Source organism: Brevibacillus sp. NPDC003359 (assembly GCF_042878995.1).
GTDB lineage: Bacteria > Bacillota > Bacilli > Brevibacillales > Brevibacillaceae > Brevibacillus.
In genome coordinates, this window is sequence record NZ_JBIAOR010000002.1 from 288,439 (window position 1) to 305,584 (window position 17,146).

Here is a 17,146-nt window from a genome sequence, read left to right on the forward strand (position 1 = left end):
GACAATAAGCCATATAAGGGAGAGACATACCACCATGAATAAAAAAACCATCACAGTATTCGCTGCTTCTATTTTGACTTGCTCTGTTTTTGCAGGAGCTCTTGGCACCACTTGGGCTAACCAGGCCGCTACCCCAGTCACCACGCAGCAAGAGACAAAAGCAAATGATTCAGCCAAGCAAAATATGTTTCGCAATATTAAACTGACAGAGCCAGCACTGCTGTACACGCTAAAAGGCGAAGCCAGCGTTTTTGAGGGTACGTACCAATACGCAGTAAAACAAGGCAAGCACGTATTGGCAAAAGGATTCGGAACAGCTTCACAAGGCGGGCCAGAATGGGGAACTTTTGCACAAACGGTGAAAATACCCATAAGTGAGTTGATTGAAAACGAGCCATTGACGCTCGAAATGTTTGAAGTCAATCAAGAGAACGGCGAGATCATCAACAAGCTTTCCATTCCTTTAAATAGCTCCGATAAAGTAAAAAACAACAACGTATTTCGTAACCTGAAGCTTGCCGCACCGTCTGTCGTGTACACAGTATCCGGCGAAGCTAGCGTTTTCGAAGGCACGTATCAATATGCCGTGAAGCAAGGCGAACAAATAGTTGCCAAAGGCTTTGGAACAGCATCGAAAGGCGGCCCGGAATGGGGTGAATTCTCACAGGAGATTGTCATCCCACTGAAAAATCTGTCCCAAAATAAGCCAAGCACCCTCGAACTGTTTGAAATCGATCAAGAAAGCGGCCAAATGAAAAATAAAATGGTGCTTCTATTGAAGTAAGGATAGTAGAATCTACGCTCCCGCAGTGTCTCTAGCGCTGCGGGATTATTTTCGATCAGAAAGGAAGAACCTAACGTAATCAGCAAGGAGGGTGTGCAGCATCGTGAATCAAACTGAACTGGCACAAAGAGCCATTTCCGGTGATGAAGACAGCTTTACGCTTCTGATCCAAGAGAGTAGAGAAAAAATATATCGCATGGCTTTTACATATGTACGAAACAAAGAGGATGCGCTGGAAATCGTGCAGGAGACTGTCTACCGTGCTTTTATCTCCATACACAAATTGAAGCAGCCGCAATATTTCCAAACATGGCTGACCAAAATCGCCGTCAACTGCGCCTTGGATCATATTCGCAAAACCAAAAAAGTCGTTTACATGGATAAAGAGCATGAAGGCAGCTACGAGCAGAAACCGCGGGAAGATGTCATCGACTTGCATGATGCGCTAGATCAACTCGACGAAAAATCCCGAACGGTCATTATGCTGCGATACTTTGAAGACATGCCCATCAAGGACATTGCCGATGTGCTAGATATACCCCTCAGTTCCGTTAAGTCGATCATTTACCGCGGACTGGAGAAATTGAAAGTGAACATTGGGGAGCGTGAATCTCTTGGATAAAAAGCTGGACGATTATAAACAAGCCTATCACGATATTGAAATTCCAGAAGAGTTGGCGGCAGTCACTCAGCAGGCCATCGAACGTGGAAAGCTTCATCGAAAACGTGCAAAAGCAAAAACGCGTTGGTTAAAGCAAGCTGGCGTAAGCGTGGCTGCTGTCTTTGTTCTTTTCACGGTAAGCATAAACACGATGCCTGCCTTTGCAAGTGCTTTGGAAAACGTGCCTGGTCTAGGCAATCTGGTGAAAATTTTGCAGTTCAATAAAGGCAGTGCAGGCGGCGGTACTCCTCAGGATGCCGTAGATGTTAGCTTCATAACGGTGCAGAAGCAAGGAAACCGGGAAAACATCATCTTAAACTTTACCCAAGATAATGAGGTACAGCAGAACGCTAGCTCCTTCCACGTGAGTTTTACGGAATATCCGAATACGATGACGTTTGCTGTTGGTGGTGCGAGAAGATTTTCGGCTGTCAAAGATTTCGAGACATTGAAGCAAAGCCCGTATATTGAAGATGCCTATGAGATCATTTCGTTGGACGATTCGCTTGTGCGGTTTAATGTGACCTTTAAGGAAGCGATTGCTTATGAGGTGAAGGAGTATAAGCAGCCAGCGCAAGTTGTGATTACGATTTCTCCAAAAGAAGTGACGCCAGAAGAGCAGCAGCCTGTTTACTCGGTGCGCACTGCTTCCGTGCCGTATGGGGAGACACTTGGGGCTATGGAGGAATCTCTACTGGTCGCCGACAATATGCGGGTTTTGAAGGATAAACAAGGTGGATACTTTGTCGAGGCCGGGTATTATCGTACGGAAGCTGAGGCTCAGGAGAAAATGAAGCAGTTGAAGGAAGAGTTTGGGATTATCGAGCCGTTGTTTGTGGAGAAGAGAGAGTATTTGGAGGTGCCTGGGGGGATTGTGGCGAGGTAGGGTTCCCCCCTTCTCCTCTATCAATCGTCAGATTATTCTGGGAGGATAGAAAAGCTGTGAACATGGTAGGAAAGTTCCTAGCGACTCTATATAATAAACTCTCAAGAGCGCTCTTTTCATTTTTTTAGTTTGAATCGGGAGGTTTCATGATGAATACCAAAACTGTTGTTTATGAAGCCAGCTATCGTGATCAATTGGTAGATATTTGGTATCATGCTGTTTGCCGTACTCACCATTTTTTGACGAAAGAAGATATTGAGTTTTATAAAAACATGGTAAAAAATGAAGCACTATCTGCCGTTGAGGTATGGATGGAAATAAACGAAAAGAAAGAGCCTGTAGGCTTTATTGGCCTAGATGGAACGAAAATCGAAATGCTGTTTGTTGATCCAGAATACCACGGAAAAGGGATTGGCAGCAGATTACTCGAACATGCAGAACGTAAGTATGGCCCTCATTTGAAAGTAGATGTCAACGAGCAAAACGAAGGAGCTCACGCCTTCTACAAACGGTATGGGTTTGTGCAAACAGGACGCTCTGAACTGGATGGTTCGGGAAAGCCGTTTCCTTTGCTTCATTTAGATTTACAACGTTAATTCTTGGTTTTTCAAAAAACAAGACTGTCTCCGGTAGTAGATTCTCTACTTGCGAGACAGTCTTGCTCTACTTATGTGTCTTGAAAACTACCAAGGGCATTCACACAGAGGGCCATTTCTTATGCATCCTTTTTGGCATCCTGCAAATGCACTTGCTCCGAGCTTTTGGAGTAATTTCTTGAACATGCTTATCACCTCTTATTTTGGTATAAATTGTATTTACAGGGATATAATATAATATTTATACGAGAATTGAAAGCGTTTTCTAAAATTTCAAGAATTCATATTTTTGTCGCTCCTCCTACCATTCTCCTCAGCTGCTTCCATTTTGTTAATGAACGTCCCGACCACCTTTAATACTTGAAACAAGACGACCAAAATCGCGATTACTGTCAACCATAATACCCCAAACCCAATCATCCAGCCTGTAGACATGTTCATCCCTGCCTTTTTCGCATAATATGTTGGAACGTACTGATTTCTCCGCCAATAGCCATGAGCAGTGAGATGCACACACTCGAAAAGACGATAGCAATTACCCAATTGGCGATTTCGAAACTGCCAGACGATAGATAATGGTCAACACTCGCCCAGCCCCCGCTCCACTGCCCCACATAGACGGCCAGACTGATGAATACGAGGTTACGCAAAACAAGCTTCCACGATAAAAAATGGTTTCCCGCCATTCCGCCGCACCCGCAAGATATCTTTCTCCTGCCTTTTATTAGATTGATGCCTATCGCAACTGCGTACATCGCCAGCAACCAAATCGCTAGGCCCAGCCCCAGCGTTGTAAAAAGACCAAGCAGCAAGGAAATCGCTACGGTGGCTTGCAGCCCCAGATCAAGATACGTAAAGCTCTTTGACCATGAATAGGGTATGATCTGATAGGCCCGCACAATGGACAAATGCGTGGCAATATCGCTTATTTTTGAGACAAACGTACTGAGAAATAAAAATGCGAGAATCAGCCGAAACAGCAAACCAAGCTCCTCCATAACACCCCTCCTTCGTTATGCGAACCATTTCGCTTGCATGCCGTACATGCGCGAATATTCGCCATTTGCATCCATTAGCTCATCATGATGCCCCACCTCTATCAGCTGACCCTGCTTCATGACAAAAATCCGATCCGCCATTCTTGCCGCTGCCATCCGATGGGAAATAAAAATCGCCGTCTTGTTCTGTGTGAGAGAATCAAACTGCTGAAATACTTCCAGTTCTGCTTGCGGATCAAGTGCAGCCGTAGGCTCGTCCAGAATAAAAATCTCGCCTCTTCTGTACAAAGCCCGCGCCAACGCGATCTTCTGCCACTGCCCGCCTGACAGGTCTTCGCCATCCTGTAGCGTCCGACCCAAAATCGTATCGTAGCCACTGGGGAGTTTGCGGATAAAGGTATCTGCCCCTGTTTCTACGGCTACTTGCCTCATCTGCGCGGGATTAATTTCCTGCGTCACTCGCCCAATGGTGATATTCTCTCCAGCAGTGAAGTTGTACCGAATGAAGTCTTGGAAAATGACCGTGATATTTCGTTGCAGGTCGGTAATATCGAGCTCATGAATCGACTGATTATCAAACAGGATATTCCCAGAATGGATCGGATAAAGCCCCATCAAGCATTTGATGAGCGTCGTTTTTCCAGAGCCATTATCGCCAACAATCGCAATACGCTCCCCAGGCTTGATCGTAAAGGAAACTTCATGAATGACATTGCGCTCCATTTTGGGATAGCAAAACGAAACCCGCTCAAACGTAATACCAGATTGCAGCTTGGTAGGAAACTCAGCTTTGCCAGTGAGCTGCGGAATCGTCTTATCCTCGTATTCCAGAAAGTCAAACAGATCAGCGATGTACAAGCATCTGTTGACGATATGTGCGAGGTTAAAGGTCATGAGCGAAAGTATCTGTTGTGTATTTTGTACCGCTTGTGCAATCGCTACAAAGTCCCCTACCTTCAGGGCGCTCGCACGAAGCAGCGATACGACCAATCCCAAGCAGCCAATATACATCGAGGAGGTGAAGATTCCCGAGAAAATCAGTGCTTTTTCTCTGCGGTGGAGTAGACGAAGTACCTCTTTCATATTTTTCAAATACAGTCGAGACCATCTACCTAGCAAAAAGTCCTTTAGCTGAAACAGTCGGACCTCTTTGGAGCTGTCGCGCTCATTTAGGATCGAGCTGATATAAGAGGCTTCGCGAATCTCTGGCGTCTGCAACCTTGCGAGAAAGTATTCCGACATCCCAAATTTGATTTGGACGATTAACAGCGGGATCACGGCTAGCAAGCTCATCACTGCCAGTCCCCAGTGAATGCTAAGCAGAAAAACCGCATAGGAAATCAGAGTAATCAGATTTTTACCTAGATCTAATACCCTTTCCACAGGGTCCAGAAAGCGTTCCCCCATTGCCTCTGCCCGGATACGATGATGATGATTGTAAAATTCCGGATCATCGAAATAAGAGAGCGGAACAGATGCTGCTTTCTTTGCTACCATATGCTCCAAATGATATTCCAATCGTTGCTCCGTATGGGCATTGAGAATACGCAAGACCGTTTCCAACGCATTGGTCACCAGCGTCACGGAAAACAATCCCGCCAGCAGCCAAATCAATGGCTGGTAATCATCCGTCTGATCCAGCGCAATGGCCGTAACCTCGTTCACCATTTCTTTCATGATCCAGATCGAAGCCAACGGGGAAAATGCCAGGATGATTCTAAGAGCAATGGAACAAATGAGCCATACCTTGCCATGCTCCCAAATCAAGCGAACCGTTTTTGCAAAATAGGAGCGTATCATGCTCGTTCACCTGCTAGCGCTAGGAGCTTCTTTTTGGTTTCCTCTGCGGTTATTGGTTTGGCACGAATGACGTCCTGCTCATCGATTACGAAAATGCTTGGGAAATGATTGATCTTGTAGGCTTCCAGCATGGGTTCGTTGCCGATCAATACAGGGATGCCGGCAATGTTGTTTTCTTGTAGCCATTTGGAAGTGGAAATCTGTTCGGATTCGGTTGAGATGATAACGGATGCATCTGTTAGTACCCTTCCCTCGGACAATAGTTCGTGTACATGATCGGCACAGTGCCCACAGCCTGTATGGGTGAAGTTTACGATCAGTGGACGGGGGAGATGACTTAGTTGTTGCTCTTGACCGTTTAGTGTAAGGAAAGGTAGTGCTTGTAGTTTGGTGCCGATTGCTGGTCCGGTTTCCGGGATGAATGGGTGGAAGTTGTGGACCTGTCTCTGGGTTTGTTTTAATAGGGTGAGAACTTTTGCCAGTATGAAGGCAAAGATAAGTAGAAAGATCAGGTTTATGGCTATGAGCAAATCTATCGATCCCCTTTCGTGCGACTCGAGATAAGACGAGAGGCGTAACATATTTTTACAGAGAAAATACCATAATATTCTAGTTTTGTCATTGTTTTATGTTTCAAATGAGTTTGTTGGTAGAAAAAAATTGGTGGGCTAATGCTTCTCAGTTATCTACACCCTTAACATTAGATGTATACGTTCGAAAACGTTGTTATTTGTTCAAGTTATGTGACTTAAAACACGCTATTCAAGATCATTTGAACAAATTCGCGTTCTTCACGATACAAAAATCTTCTCTATCTTTTGATATGGTGGGAAGGTCAAAAAAGAACCCCAAACGAGCCTTGATTGCTCGTTGGGGTCCAACAAGAAGAACATAAAGAAAATCTTGAAAAATTAAATCATCTATCCTTGTTCACATGTTTATCAATCATTTCGAAGAATTCATCTTTATTCAAATGAATAGAATCAGTATACTCCCAAAGAAAATATGGACTCAGAGATTCGGCTACTTCGTTCCAAGTTTCCCCCTCATGCCTTGATAGGATTTCATTAATAGTTTCAGTTATCAACTCAAAGTCTAATTTATTTACAATAAAATACCTCATACCCAGAATTATTTTAGTATCACTTTTTAATTTTCTTTCTAAAGATTTTGGAGTAATAATTGCAAAATCAAAATTATCCTCCCCAATAGAATCTTCTGTACCGATACATGCTGTACCCGATAAATGAAAATCATCACCAATGTCTTCCGTTTTTAAAAATTGTAATTTGCCGTAAATCTTAGGGTCTCCAGTAATAATAAGATCTTTCAAAATTGGCTTAACCAAGTTTACCACCTCCACCTCATTGTATCTGATATTATTATCCTTCACTTTATATCAACGTAAAAAGCCTTGATCTATTTCTTTCCTAACTTCAAACAAACCCTGTGCGCGTCGTTCCCCTATAATCTGGATATACTTTATAAAAAATACACCTCTTAAAGTTCATCGGCAAACCACGGGGTTATACCAATACTTACTTTAAGAGGTGCATTTCAGACTGCATGTTTTAATTTATGCCCATTTAATGTGATGCACATTATTCTTTCGTTGCTGCTACTTCTGACGAAGACATTGCTACTCCTCTTTCGTTCACCCATTTCATGTCAAACTTCTCGTTTTCCTCACTAAAATTAATACAATATTGCACTGCTTTTACCGCCGGTATCTGTTGGTCTGTTATATCCCAAGTCTGAACAAGCCTGTAAGCAGATAATGGTTTACCTAAACTTGCATTGTGCTGATAATCATGGGCGGATTCAAAGTTTCTCTCCATGATAAACCTTCTAGCTGCAGAAGGTGACACTTTATTAAATTCCTGCATTTCAATGTATATTTTCTCATTTATAGTCCAAGCGGCATTTATATTTCTGTTTTTATCATACATATCATCTAAATCATGTATAACAAAGTATTGAATGTTAAAGTGTCTCAATACTTTTTGAAAAGATGGGATATTCATTTTAGAGCCACAATTGACAACTAGCGGAACTGATTTAAGTTCCAATTTCCCCTCCTGAACCATTCTATCAAATAACTCTCTGTATATTACTGTTTCAGTATCCCCTTCTACAAGAATAACATGATCAGCAAAAAAGGCTTCGCAAACATAAGGGTTAAAGGAATTAAGCATCTTTATTTTTTCTTTCTCCTCCCCTTCAAACAAATTATATTTCACTTGATGTGCTACAGATTCATTCTGTTGATTCATGTCACAACGGACAATTGTAGTGTGATCTCTTGATAAATCTACTACTACCGGTGAATGTGTCGCAGCCATTATTTGAAATTCAGAATTCTCAGCTAGCCTGTACAATATATCCGAGAACATCCGCACAGACTGAGGATGTAAAAACAATTCTGGTTCTTCGATTAACAACATTTTCGTTTTATTCCGATTATCTAAGTTATCAATAAGACTTTCATCCCTACTTTTTTTCGCCTTAGATAACTCAGAGAACACATCACTCAAAGTTCGCAATGTATTAAATAAAAACTGTCGTCTGATTCCATGACCATTGTTATTCATATCTACATCAAAGTCACTATTCTTATTGGAAACATTTATATCAGTATTTATGAAACCTGCAACCTCTTTTGAGAACTCTTTTTTCTCGCTCCCGAACAATGTTACTTTTAAATCTGGAAACGTATCCTCCATTAATTCTGTTAGTTTACTTTCAATTCTCTTTGTAAAATCATCGTTTATAATATCATGTCGTAAACTCGCTATATCTTTCTCAATTTCTTTGAATCTGGGGAGTTCAGTCACCCTCGAAAGTACTTTCTCTTTAACCATTTTTTGAACATTTTCAAAAATAATGTCAACAGAATCTAATCCTTTTAACCAAACTGGTTCAGGACAAGCATTTTGTAATATTGAATCAAACCCGCCTGCTCCCCCCTCTTCCCAAGCCAATGTTGCGTGGTTGTAAGTTAACTTCTTTGCCTTTTCGCCTTGGACTTTCCACACTTTTCTGAACTTTGCTATTTTGGTGTTAGAGTCCATCGATTTCATCGCCTGATGATTTTCGTCTTCGGCAGTTTCAGCTTTAATCCAGCCTTCAATTACGATCTCTTTAGTAGAAACTTTCTTGTGAAAATCACTAATTTTACTTTCAATATTGCTTGATACGAAGTATTCATACGAAGCTAAGACATTGGATTTACCTACATTGTTTTGACCAACTAAGAACACGATATTTATATCTTCTAAATCAACTACAACCCCTGGCTTGTCCTGATCTCCACCGATAGAGCGAAAATTTGAGATTAACATTTTTACTAATTTCATTGAAAATCATCTCCCTTTTATTGGATAGTAATATTTTACCAAAAAAGGTGATAACCTCCATATTAAGCTTCGATTTATTACAACAAGTTTTTACTTATGAAGATGAAAATACAAGTAAATTGCTCCCAAGCGAGATAACCAAATTCTATCCTCCAATTTAAACCACCCCATCTTCGGATTATAATACCGTGCACCCAGGTATTAATACCCAATCACGAAAGAAACCCCGGACGAGTTCTTGATTTCTCGTTTGGGGTTTCTTTCCTTTTAGCAAAGAGCGTAATATGATTGGCTTATAATTTTAAGCTTCTTCTGTAATTTCCTCTGGTGTTTGCTCCTTCTCGTTCAAAAAAATTAATCACTTATCTTAGGATGAATATGTGAAATATCCTCAAGTAAGTTAATCCTTTCATCCATTTCTCTCTCTGTACCCACTGCTCTAAAAATAAATTCATCCCGTTCTTTTTTACTAAATTCTATATTACGATTCTCATCCCAATAAGCGGGTCGGATTACTTCCATTATCTCCCCTCTTGAGATAAATCTACCAAGACATTACTCCAGAGATGAACGCTTAATATTTGTAAGTTCAGACCATAAACCCCTATATCCAAATTTATTCATAAACGCTTTGAAATTTATGCAATTCTCCTCCTGAAAATCTTGAGTTTGCCACATCATATCACACTCGTCACAAATATAGATATTAATATCATGATTTACTACTTTCGCTTCATAAATTATTCCATTCCCCTCACAAAATGGGCAAATGATCATATAATATCCCTCCAACATTTTTACTACCTTACAGGAAATGCATATACTATATTCGATGTTCCTGGTTCCACTACGATCCTAATTTTTTGTTCGCCATTAGTACCAACAATTCTCCCCATAGGAATGTTATATACTTCTCTTCCATTACTTTGAATAATTAAGGAAATACTTCCTCTCAAGGACCACGCTTCATCTACTAACGATATTATGTTGTCTCTCGAACCATTAAGAAACCCCAGACGAGTAGTTGGTTACTCGAATGGGGTATTAAATTAATCGATGGTGTGTATTGTTATTTCTTCAATAGCCTACGACAAATTACTACTTCATGCTGAAACTGTTGTTATATCTACTATTTTTTTTAGTTTAGGTAAAACATGCTGTAACAAATCCACTTCATTTTTCGCTATTATTACAAGTGCGCTTCCCTCTTCAGTCTCAACACAGCCCAAAGAATAATGATAACTATCAAAATCACTTTCTTCTTTTAATACAATACAATGAAACTCCTGATTCAACCGTAACGCTCGAATTATTTCTTCTTTAGTTCTAGGTCTATACCATATTGTATCCTTCACTTCATTGTTTGGCGCTGTCCAAGGAAGTTCCCACTTGTCGTTAATGAAAACTGTTCTATCATCAATAAACTTTTTGTTTTCAGCGTTCTCCCGCTTTGCTACTTCTTCATCAACTAAAAACGCTGACAAATTTGACAATACTTCTTTCAACTTTTCATCTATTACTTCGTTTTCCAATTGGCTAAAGTCAAGCTCCTTCCATTTACACCCAAATAATAGTTGCATATTTTCTCCGCAAAAGGACATAAGAAATTCAGGAATTACTTTAATTTCCAATTGATCGAAATCGTATAATGTAAAATAGCCTGTTTCTCTTCTAAAAATCATTTTATCCTCCAATTTAAATCAGTCTAAGAACCATAAATGGTGATCTTGATCAGTAGACCCATTTTTATCCTAAAACATTCCTTACCTGCTCTATACAAACTGGCACGTTACCAGATTAATCTTTGAGCCTTATACTATAAATAATCGGGACATCCCCTCATTTTGTTGCGATAAATACTTTTTGACCGTCTCACACCCAATGCATTGTTTTATATAGGGGATAAAAGAAAGGCCTTGAAGGTATTCCCCTAAGGCCTAGAATTGTTGTCTATATTCACTTGCTTAATTGGACAGCAGGATTCCAATTTTCAGGAGGTTTCCTGCCTTCTGAAAACCAAATACAACCATTTCTTATCCAATCATCTCTCCACTTTCGATAGGAATCCTCATTATTGCAAAAACCATCATCATCAAAACCATATTGAAATCCGCAGCAAGGACATATTTCGTCAGATGGTACACCTCTATGGTCATATGGTGCTTCATACAGGTCCTGATAATTACACACTAAACAAATACGCTCCATAAAATCCCCCCATCAATTTCCTGGTTGCCCATTCCAGTAAGCCTGTCTACGAGTCGGTTTATAGAATGTTCTCGTAGTCCCATCAGCGTTAAATGAGCCGAATGTATTAGTTGCCTGATCATACACTCTAATAGTACCATCTGTATCTGTTTTAACTTGATATTGACTTCTATTATTATAAAAGTCGTTAGCCTTCTGTGCATAATCATTCGCATCTGTCGCCCCAAAATCTCTACCATGCCGATTATAATGGTCCCGTAATGTCCTATTATTACCCCAGTTACAAGGTCCAGTATTATGCACCCAAATCCCAAGGTCGCTAACAAAGTAGGTATGGAAGTTATCGACCGTCATGTTATAAACCGTGACATGCTTCTTCACGATTTCGATGCTCTCTACCTTGAGTGTAGTCCCATCGCTCCGAACAAGCAAGTTGCCAACTTCGATGTCTTTTACGAACGTCCAACCTTTTCCATATACCCAGAACGGATGATTGTACGTCGCTTCAATGGTTTGATCGCCCACATGAATCTTGTAAATCTCATCCGTTTCATGATTGAACGTTGCCGTAACCTCTTTGTATGCTACCTCGCCAGTCGTTCCATCCTTTGAAAGAACCTTATCTCCGACTTTAATGTCTTCGATATTCTTCTCCCCTTCGTCTGTTTTAACCTTTGTACCCGTTGTAAAGCAATTGCAATTCGCAATATTAGTTTTTGATTTGATAGGTGTGCTTTTTGTAGTGCTTTTTACAGTAACCTTTGCTAAACGGGCTCCTGCGTATGATCCTCCCACCGCGGAGAAATCTCCTGATTCTCTGGCCCATTTTGCAGCTCCTACCCAACCTACAATTGTTTTAACTTCTGCCTTATATTCCGCTGGGACAACTATGTCTACAGCATCATAGGGAACCATTCCTCCATGAGCATCTGCCCAATTAACTGTTCTTGCTGCCCAATACAACGCGGAATCTTCAAATGAAGAACCTGCAGGAGGACCACCATATGCAAACCCCCCTGTCATTTCCTCTAAGTGTCCACTTGGATCAACATATCTCAAAGGATTATTACTAACATACGTATACCGATTCAACGTCAACGGATTATCCACTTGCCCTTTATACGTATCCTCCGAGATAAACCGCCCGATCTTCGGATCATAATACCGGGCACGCAGGTAGTAAAACCCGCTCTCTTTGTCAAACATCTCCCCCGCATACATAAACGGGTTGGAAATCGTCTCCTTGACCTTATCCGCAATCAGATTACCCCAGATGTCGTAATCATACGTGTTCAGGACGTTGCCGTTCGGGGCTTTGATCTTAACAACATCACCGTGGCTGTTGTAGTAGTAATTGCCTTCAAGATTCGACGCGTAGTCTTTTCGCCAAATCAACTGGTTACCAAACACATTCCGCGCCTTGACCCTACCATCCTGCGTCAGCTCTTCAATGACTTGCCCATTCAAATAGACATAGTGAGTCGTATCCGTCACGCTGCCAGTCTGTTGCTTCGTCGCCCGCAGTCCACCTGGGTAATACGTGTAAGTCGTTGTCGTTGTCCCTTTCTCATCCTTATACTCCTGCAAACGATTAAACAAATCGTGTTTCATTTCATAGGAGCGCAGGATATCTGTCGGAGCGTTTGCATACACTTGGCGGTTGCCGCGCTTATCATAAGCGTATTGCTTGACATTGCCTTCAACCGATTCTTCCTTGATTCGGGAAAGCTTGTCGTATACAAACAATCCATAATTCGTACCGGAGCGCTTTTGACTGGTGATATTGCCAAACAGATCGTAGCCATTTGTCTCGTTCCAGCCGTCTGCGTGATTCAAGGCTGTTTTTTCACCAAATGAGCTGACCGATTGCTGCATCGCTGTCGGTTGTCCCGGATACGAAACAGCATTGGTTTCTCCTGAGTTACTGATATCGTACGTGTACGTGGTCGTTCCGACTCCCGGGATCGCCACCGAATTTAAGCGGTTTGCGTTGTCATAGGTGTATTCGACACTTAGAGATGGGGCTGAACCAGATACCGCTCCCCTTGCTGGGTATACGAGTGTATCTATCGTATCGTCGTTGTCAGAATACAGAAGCTGGTAATCCTTGCCCATCATCGTTTGGCGATTCTTCCGGTGGAATCCATCGTAGCCATAGCTGATGGCGTTTCCGGTGTGATTATTTTCGCTCAATAGCAGACCAGATTGTGGATCGTACACCCGGTCTTCATAGAAAGAAGCTCCGGAAGAAACTTTCTTTAACTCATGGAAAGGCGTGTAGTCGTAGTTGAAAGTGACTCCGTTTTTGTCCTTGTAACTCTTCACGAGACCGCTTTTTTCGTAGGAGTACGTCTCCGCTTTTGTCTCTGGATTCTTCTCCGAGAGCTTCCACGACAAACTATTGTAGGTATACTCTGCCGTAGTCGTGCCATTCTCCAATACACTGGTGAGATTGCCTAGCGTATCGTAGCCATATACGTTTACGTTATTTTCAGGGTCCTGCAAATATACGAGATTGTCGTTATGGTCGAAGCGCATACTCCACGCTTGGGAAGTTTTGCCGTCGGAGATTTCTTTATTGGTTACTTTCCCGAATCGATCCGTCTGGTAGTTCGTCACGCGATGGTGACTGCCGCTTTGGGTCGTCTCCTCTGTGCTCTCCACTTTTCCATACAAATCGCGGTATGTGGTCGCGATAAAGCCATTCGGAGAGAGCGTTTGTTCCGTCAGGCGGGGTAAGTATCTTGTTCCATCCGAGTAGGCATTGTTTCGATGGTTCTTAGTGGTTCCTAAGGAAGTCGTCGTTTGGTACACAAAACCGTCCCAGTCATACAGGTACGAGGTACTTTGCTCCTGCTTCCCGTAAGGAACCGTGCGGCTAATCTCCATGCCATCCGGCGTAAACTCGTTTTCTACCAATGAACGCTTCGCACCTGTCGTGCCCACCTGTTCTTGATAGGCGGGATCTCCATATGGGGTGTAATAAGTGATGAGCTTCGATTGATCCGGGGCAATTTTCTCCACGATGCCCGGTCCCTCTGTACTCGATCCAGAGGCTTCGCCGTCCCGATACACATACGTAATGGTTCGTTTTGCGCCTTGATTGTGAAAAGTCTCCGATAACGGTCGGCCTAACTCATCGTAATCGTATGTAGCTTTGCTTCCGTTCGGATAGGTCTGGCTTTTGATTTGGCCTTTGTCATCGATTTCGTAGGAAAAATTCAATACATCCGATTTGCCGCTTTCTAGCTCAACACCTGCGAGTGCGATTTGTGTTGGCTGAACGCCATATTGATCATAAGCGGTAAAGGTCTGCGTCCGTGTCTTTCCTGCGCCAAAGTTCTCCGTAATCGAATAGAGCTGGTTATTGGTGTACTCATATGTCCGTTCGATCGATTGGCTCTTGTGATTATTGATCAAATTGGCTGGGAACGAGTTGATCTCTGTTTCCTTCCGAAGCAAATATTGATTGTTATACTCGAATGTCGTATTCGAATAATACGGATCGCCCGAAGCGGAGGTTGATTGCGTTCTGGCTGCCTTCAATACGGAGAAGGTCCGGAAGCCCCATGGATTTACACCTTCTGCATCATATGTCCATGTACTCACGATCCCATCCGGTGCAATCTGCTTGATCAGCTGTCCGTAATCGTTATATTCGAAGTACGATTCTTGCGCGTAATTGTTGATCTTGGCCGCATACCGTGAGCGATTGGAAAGATTCGGGTCTTTCAAGTAGGAATTGTAAACATCCAGATCGCTCACTGCCGATGTCGGTTCCAGGAAAACGTATTGATACGTCGGCTTTGTATTTCGGCCGGAATAGGCAAAGGTTGTGTACGTAGTTGGATTGTACTCGACCCGATACTTCGCGCCAGATACATTCGTTCCGCCTTTGCTCACGCCTGTTGTCTTCTCGCTTCGCAGCAATGTATTTCCGTCTTGATTGACCTTGTAGATTGCATTCTTCGTGTAACGGGATGCCTCAGATTCTGTGACTTGGATGGTATCCCCATGGCGTTCCGCAAAATTCTTTAATCTGGGCAGTTGTTCCTTTGGTACCTTCCATATCTCGCGGAGGTTGTCGTTATTGGCATAGTTCTTTTCCAGCTTATACGTATTGGTTCCTTTTGGCGTTTTCTGCGTATAGCTGTACGATACTTTATTAACAGGATGATAGGCTACATAGCTTAGTGCATACTTGTCTTGAAAAATCCGTACGAGACCGTCATTGAACGTATTTTGACCTAGTTGATAGGGACGATATTCGTAGTTGATTTTTAATCCTTGCAACGGATAGGAAACTTCTTGCATGAGCAAGTAATCGATTTCCTTACGCTTCTTTGTATCCGATTCCCAATACTTTGCTGAATCTTGAAGAGTTTGATCAGTTGGGATCTTTTCCAGCGTGTATTCTTTGTTTAAATTGAAATAAGCAATGCCCTTGGTAGTAGGATTATGATAGGAATAATTTGCTACTGTATAAGGACCGCTTCCACTGCCTGCTGTCGGCAGGACTTCTACTCGAACAAGCTGAAAGTAACCGCTCAATGCTAGCTTTCTCTCAAAATGGTAGCGAATGTGCTTGAGCACGGTAGTCTCGGTTTTATCTTTATAAACAATCAAGTCTTGCGTGGTGTCGTTTTGCTTTCGTTTTAGCACCACATAGCGGCCGACACTGTCTTCAATGCTGACCGGCTCTCCGTCACTATTCAGGTTGTACTTGATCGTATCCCCATAAATATTGGATTTGACGACCGTTCCTAGCTTTACATCAAATTCATACTTCAGATTACGGTAATGCAGCGTGTACTTCCGATTCACGTCGTCCGTGATGAACATGATGTCTTTATATGGATAATTCACGAACTTGTTGAATCGATATTCTAAAGATGTCCCGTCCTCTAAGCTAATGTAATAACGATTCGCCGTTGGACTCTTGTCTACGTTGGTGGAGTAGATTTGCTGGCCCGGATTTTTAGGGTCGTCCCTTACTATTGCCGCCTGCTCCCGCGTGACGATATCCAATCTCGGCATATTGAAATCCCAGCCGGTTGCAAATTTCTCATTGGCCTTTAGGGCTTCATTCTTGTCTAGATCATCATCCCAGCTTGGTGCACTGATTTTACTGCTCAGGGAGTGGTATCTGCGTTTTATATCCAGATCCAGTCCATGCTTTCCTGGCAAGTAGAGATCTTGCTCCACTAGGTTGGCAGCGCGATATACATCATCTACGGATTGCTCTGTTTTTGAACGAGCAAAGCGAAACTCCTGATCCTTTTCCGAGTAGAGAACTTCTGGAGGAGTTGTATTCACTGCTTGAATGTCGAACGTTTCTTCCAGACTCTTGATTTCATTTACTTTCGATGCTACGAGGGGTGTAAGGCGATTTAAGAGGTCCTTATTTTCCTGAGTGAAACGATCGAATTGAGAAATGAGCTGGTCACTGGAAAAAGATTTGACTTCTGCTTGTTCGGCAGTTGAAAGCAGCTGCAATAGATCTGGGTAGAAATAGGCAGCGTACTTTAGTAAGGATCGGTCGAATGTTTGGTGGATTTCGATTGCTGTGTCAGCATCCAGCTGGGTCCATGTTAGTGAAGCGATGTCCTCTGCGTTATATGATGCGGGATTTTTTGCTTCTGTTTTTTCTGGTAGAGGGGTGAGATTTTGCTCTAAGATGGATTGCTGGATTTCATCTATTGTCTGGTTTGGAGTTGATGATTCTATATTTTGAGTGTTTGATAAGTCTCGGGTTGACGGTTCATTTGCCAGGGTACTCACTGGTGGTATCATCGTCGTTAATAGTGAAAGACATAATATAAAAATCAGGGTTGATTTTGTCGACAGGAGTTTCATA

General features: G+C 42.3%; 13 protein-coding genes. 4 read left to right on the top strand and 9 right to left on the bottom strand.

Going from position 1 to position 17,146, the window contains the following annotated elements:
• Positions 1–34 precede the first annotated feature (34 nt).
• The 4 genes from ACFYU8_RS10985 (at position 35) to ACFYU8_RS11000 (ending at position 2,927) form a co-directional block, all read left to right on the top strand.
• On the top strand, positions 35–784 hold the full coding sequence (locus ACFYU8_RS10985) for a Gmad2 immunoglobulin-like domain-containing protein (protein ID WP_390298156.1): 750 nt from the start codon (positions 35–37) through the stop codon (positions 782–784).
• A gap of 103 nt (positions 785–887) precedes the next feature.
• Positions 888–1,406 (top strand): sigma-70 family RNA polymerase sigma factor, encoded by a 519-nt coding sequence (locus ACFYU8_RS10990; RefSeq protein WP_390298158.1) that lies wholly within the window; start codon positions 888–890, stop codon positions 1,404–1,406.
• Positions 1,390–2,331, top strand: coding sequence for a DUF4179 domain-containing protein (locus tag ACFYU8_RS10995; protein ID WP_390298161.1), 942 nt, complete (start codon positions 1,390–1,392; stop codon positions 2,329–2,331). Before ACFYU8_RS10990 ends, ACFYU8_RS10995 begins: the two co-directional genes overlap by 17 nt.
• 149 nt (positions 2,332–2,480) lie before the next feature.
• On the top strand, positions 2,481–2,927 hold the full coding sequence (locus ACFYU8_RS11000; protein ID WP_390298618.1) for an acetyltransferase: 447 nt from the start codon (positions 2,481–2,483) through the stop codon (positions 2,925–2,927).
• Between the two features lie 273 nt (positions 2,928–3,200).
• Here the strand turns inward: ACFYU8_RS11000 and ACFYU8_RS11005 are convergent, their stop codons facing one another.
• The 9 genes from ACFYU8_RS11005 to ACFYU8_RS11045 form a co-directional block, all read right to left on the bottom strand.
• Positions 3,201–3,362 (bottom strand): hypothetical protein, encoded by a 162-nt coding sequence (locus ACFYU8_RS11005; RefSeq protein ID WP_390298164.1) that lies wholly within the window; start codon positions 3,360–3,362, stop codon positions 3,201–3,203.
• Between the two features lie 2 nt (positions 3,363–3,364).
• Positions 3,365–3,925, bottom strand: coding sequence for a MauE/DoxX family redox-associated membrane protein (locus ACFYU8_RS11010; RefSeq protein WP_390298167.1), 561 nt, complete (start codon positions 3,923–3,925; stop codon positions 3,365–3,367).
• Positions 3,926–3,940: 15 nt separating this feature from the next.
• Positions 3,941–5,725, bottom strand: a complete 1,785-nt coding sequence (locus ACFYU8_RS11015; protein WP_390298170.1) for an ABC transporter ATP-binding protein — start codon at positions 5,723–5,725, stop codon at positions 3,941–3,943.
• Positions 5,722–6,255 carry a TlpA family protein disulfide reductase gene (locus tag ACFYU8_RS11020; protein WP_390298173.1) on the bottom strand — a complete coding sequence of 178 codons (534 nt, stop codon included), beginning with the start codon at positions 6,253–6,255 and terminating at the stop codon, positions 5,722–5,724. Before ACFYU8_RS11020 ends, ACFYU8_RS11015 begins: the two co-directional genes overlap by 4 nt.
• Before the next feature lie 386 nt (positions 6,256–6,641).
• Complete coding sequence (locus ACFYU8_RS11025) at positions 6,642–7,073, bottom strand: Imm8 family immunity protein (RefSeq protein ID WP_390298176.1); 432 nt, start codon at positions 7,071–7,073, stop codon at positions 6,642–6,644.
• A gap of 253 nt (positions 7,074–7,326) precedes the next feature.
• Entirely contained in the window at positions 7,327–9,081 is a 1,755-nt protein-coding gene (locus ACFYU8_RS11030) for an ATP-dependent nuclease (RefSeq protein WP_390298180.1), read from the bottom strand.
• 354 nt (positions 9,082–9,435) lie between these two features.
• The gene (locus tag ACFYU8_RS11035) at positions 9,436–9,603 is read right to left on the bottom strand and encodes a hypothetical protein (RefSeq protein ID WP_390298183.1); all 168 of its coding nucleotides are present in this window, start codon (positions 9,601–9,603) and stop codon (positions 9,436–9,438) included.
• Positions 9,604–10,184: 581 nt separating this feature from the next.
• Positions 10,185–10,763, bottom strand: a complete 579-nt coding sequence (locus tag ACFYU8_RS11040; protein WP_390298186.1) for a hypothetical protein — start codon at positions 10,761–10,763, stop codon at positions 10,185–10,187.
• 538 nt (positions 10,764–11,301) lie between these two features.
• Entirely contained in the window at positions 11,302–17,145 is a 5,844-nt protein-coding gene (locus tag ACFYU8_RS11045; RefSeq protein WP_390298189.1) for a polymorphic toxin-type HINT domain-containing protein, read from the bottom strand.
• Position 17,146 lies beyond the last annotated feature (1 nt).

What these genes read in the sequence shown, in the direction of transcription:
- ACFYU8_RS11010 (WP_390298167.1), bottom strand. Translation starts at nt 3,925, where the DNA reads ATGGAGGAGCTTGGTTTGCTGTTTCGGCTGATTCTCGCATTTTTATTT.
- ACFYU8_RS11030 (WP_390298180.1), bottom strand. Translation starts at nt 9,081, where the DNA reads ATGAAATTAGTAAAAATGTTAATCTCAAATTTTCGCTCTATCGGTGGA.
- ACFYU8_RS10985 (WP_390298156.1), top strand. Translation starts at nt 35, where the DNA reads ATGAATAAAAAAACCATCACAGTATTCGCTGCTTCTATTTTGACTTGC.
- ACFYU8_RS11015 (WP_390298170.1), bottom strand. Translation starts at nt 5,725, where the DNA reads ATGATACGCTCCTATTTTGCAAAAACGGTTCGCTTGATTTGGGAGCAT.
- ACFYU8_RS11005 (WP_390298164.1), bottom strand. Translation starts at nt 3,362, where the DNA reads ATGTCTACAGGCTGGATGATTGGGTTTGGGGTATTATGGTTGACAGTA.
- ACFYU8_RS11000 (WP_390298618.1), top strand. Translation starts at nt 2,481, where the DNA reads ATGAATACCAAAACTGTTGTTTATGAAGCCAGCTATCGTGATCAATTG.
- ACFYU8_RS11045 (WP_390298189.1), bottom strand. Translation starts at nt 17,145, where the DNA reads ATGAAACTCCTGTCGACAAAATCAACCCTGATTTTTATATTATGTCTT.
- ACFYU8_RS11040 (WP_390298186.1), bottom strand. Translation starts at nt 10,763, where the DNA reads ATGATTTTTAGAAGAGAAACAGGCTATTTTACATTATACGATTTCGAT.
- ACFYU8_RS11035 (WP_390298183.1), bottom strand. Translation starts at nt 9,603, where the DNA reads ATGGAAGTAATCCGACCCGCTTATTGGGATGAGAATCGTAATATAGAA.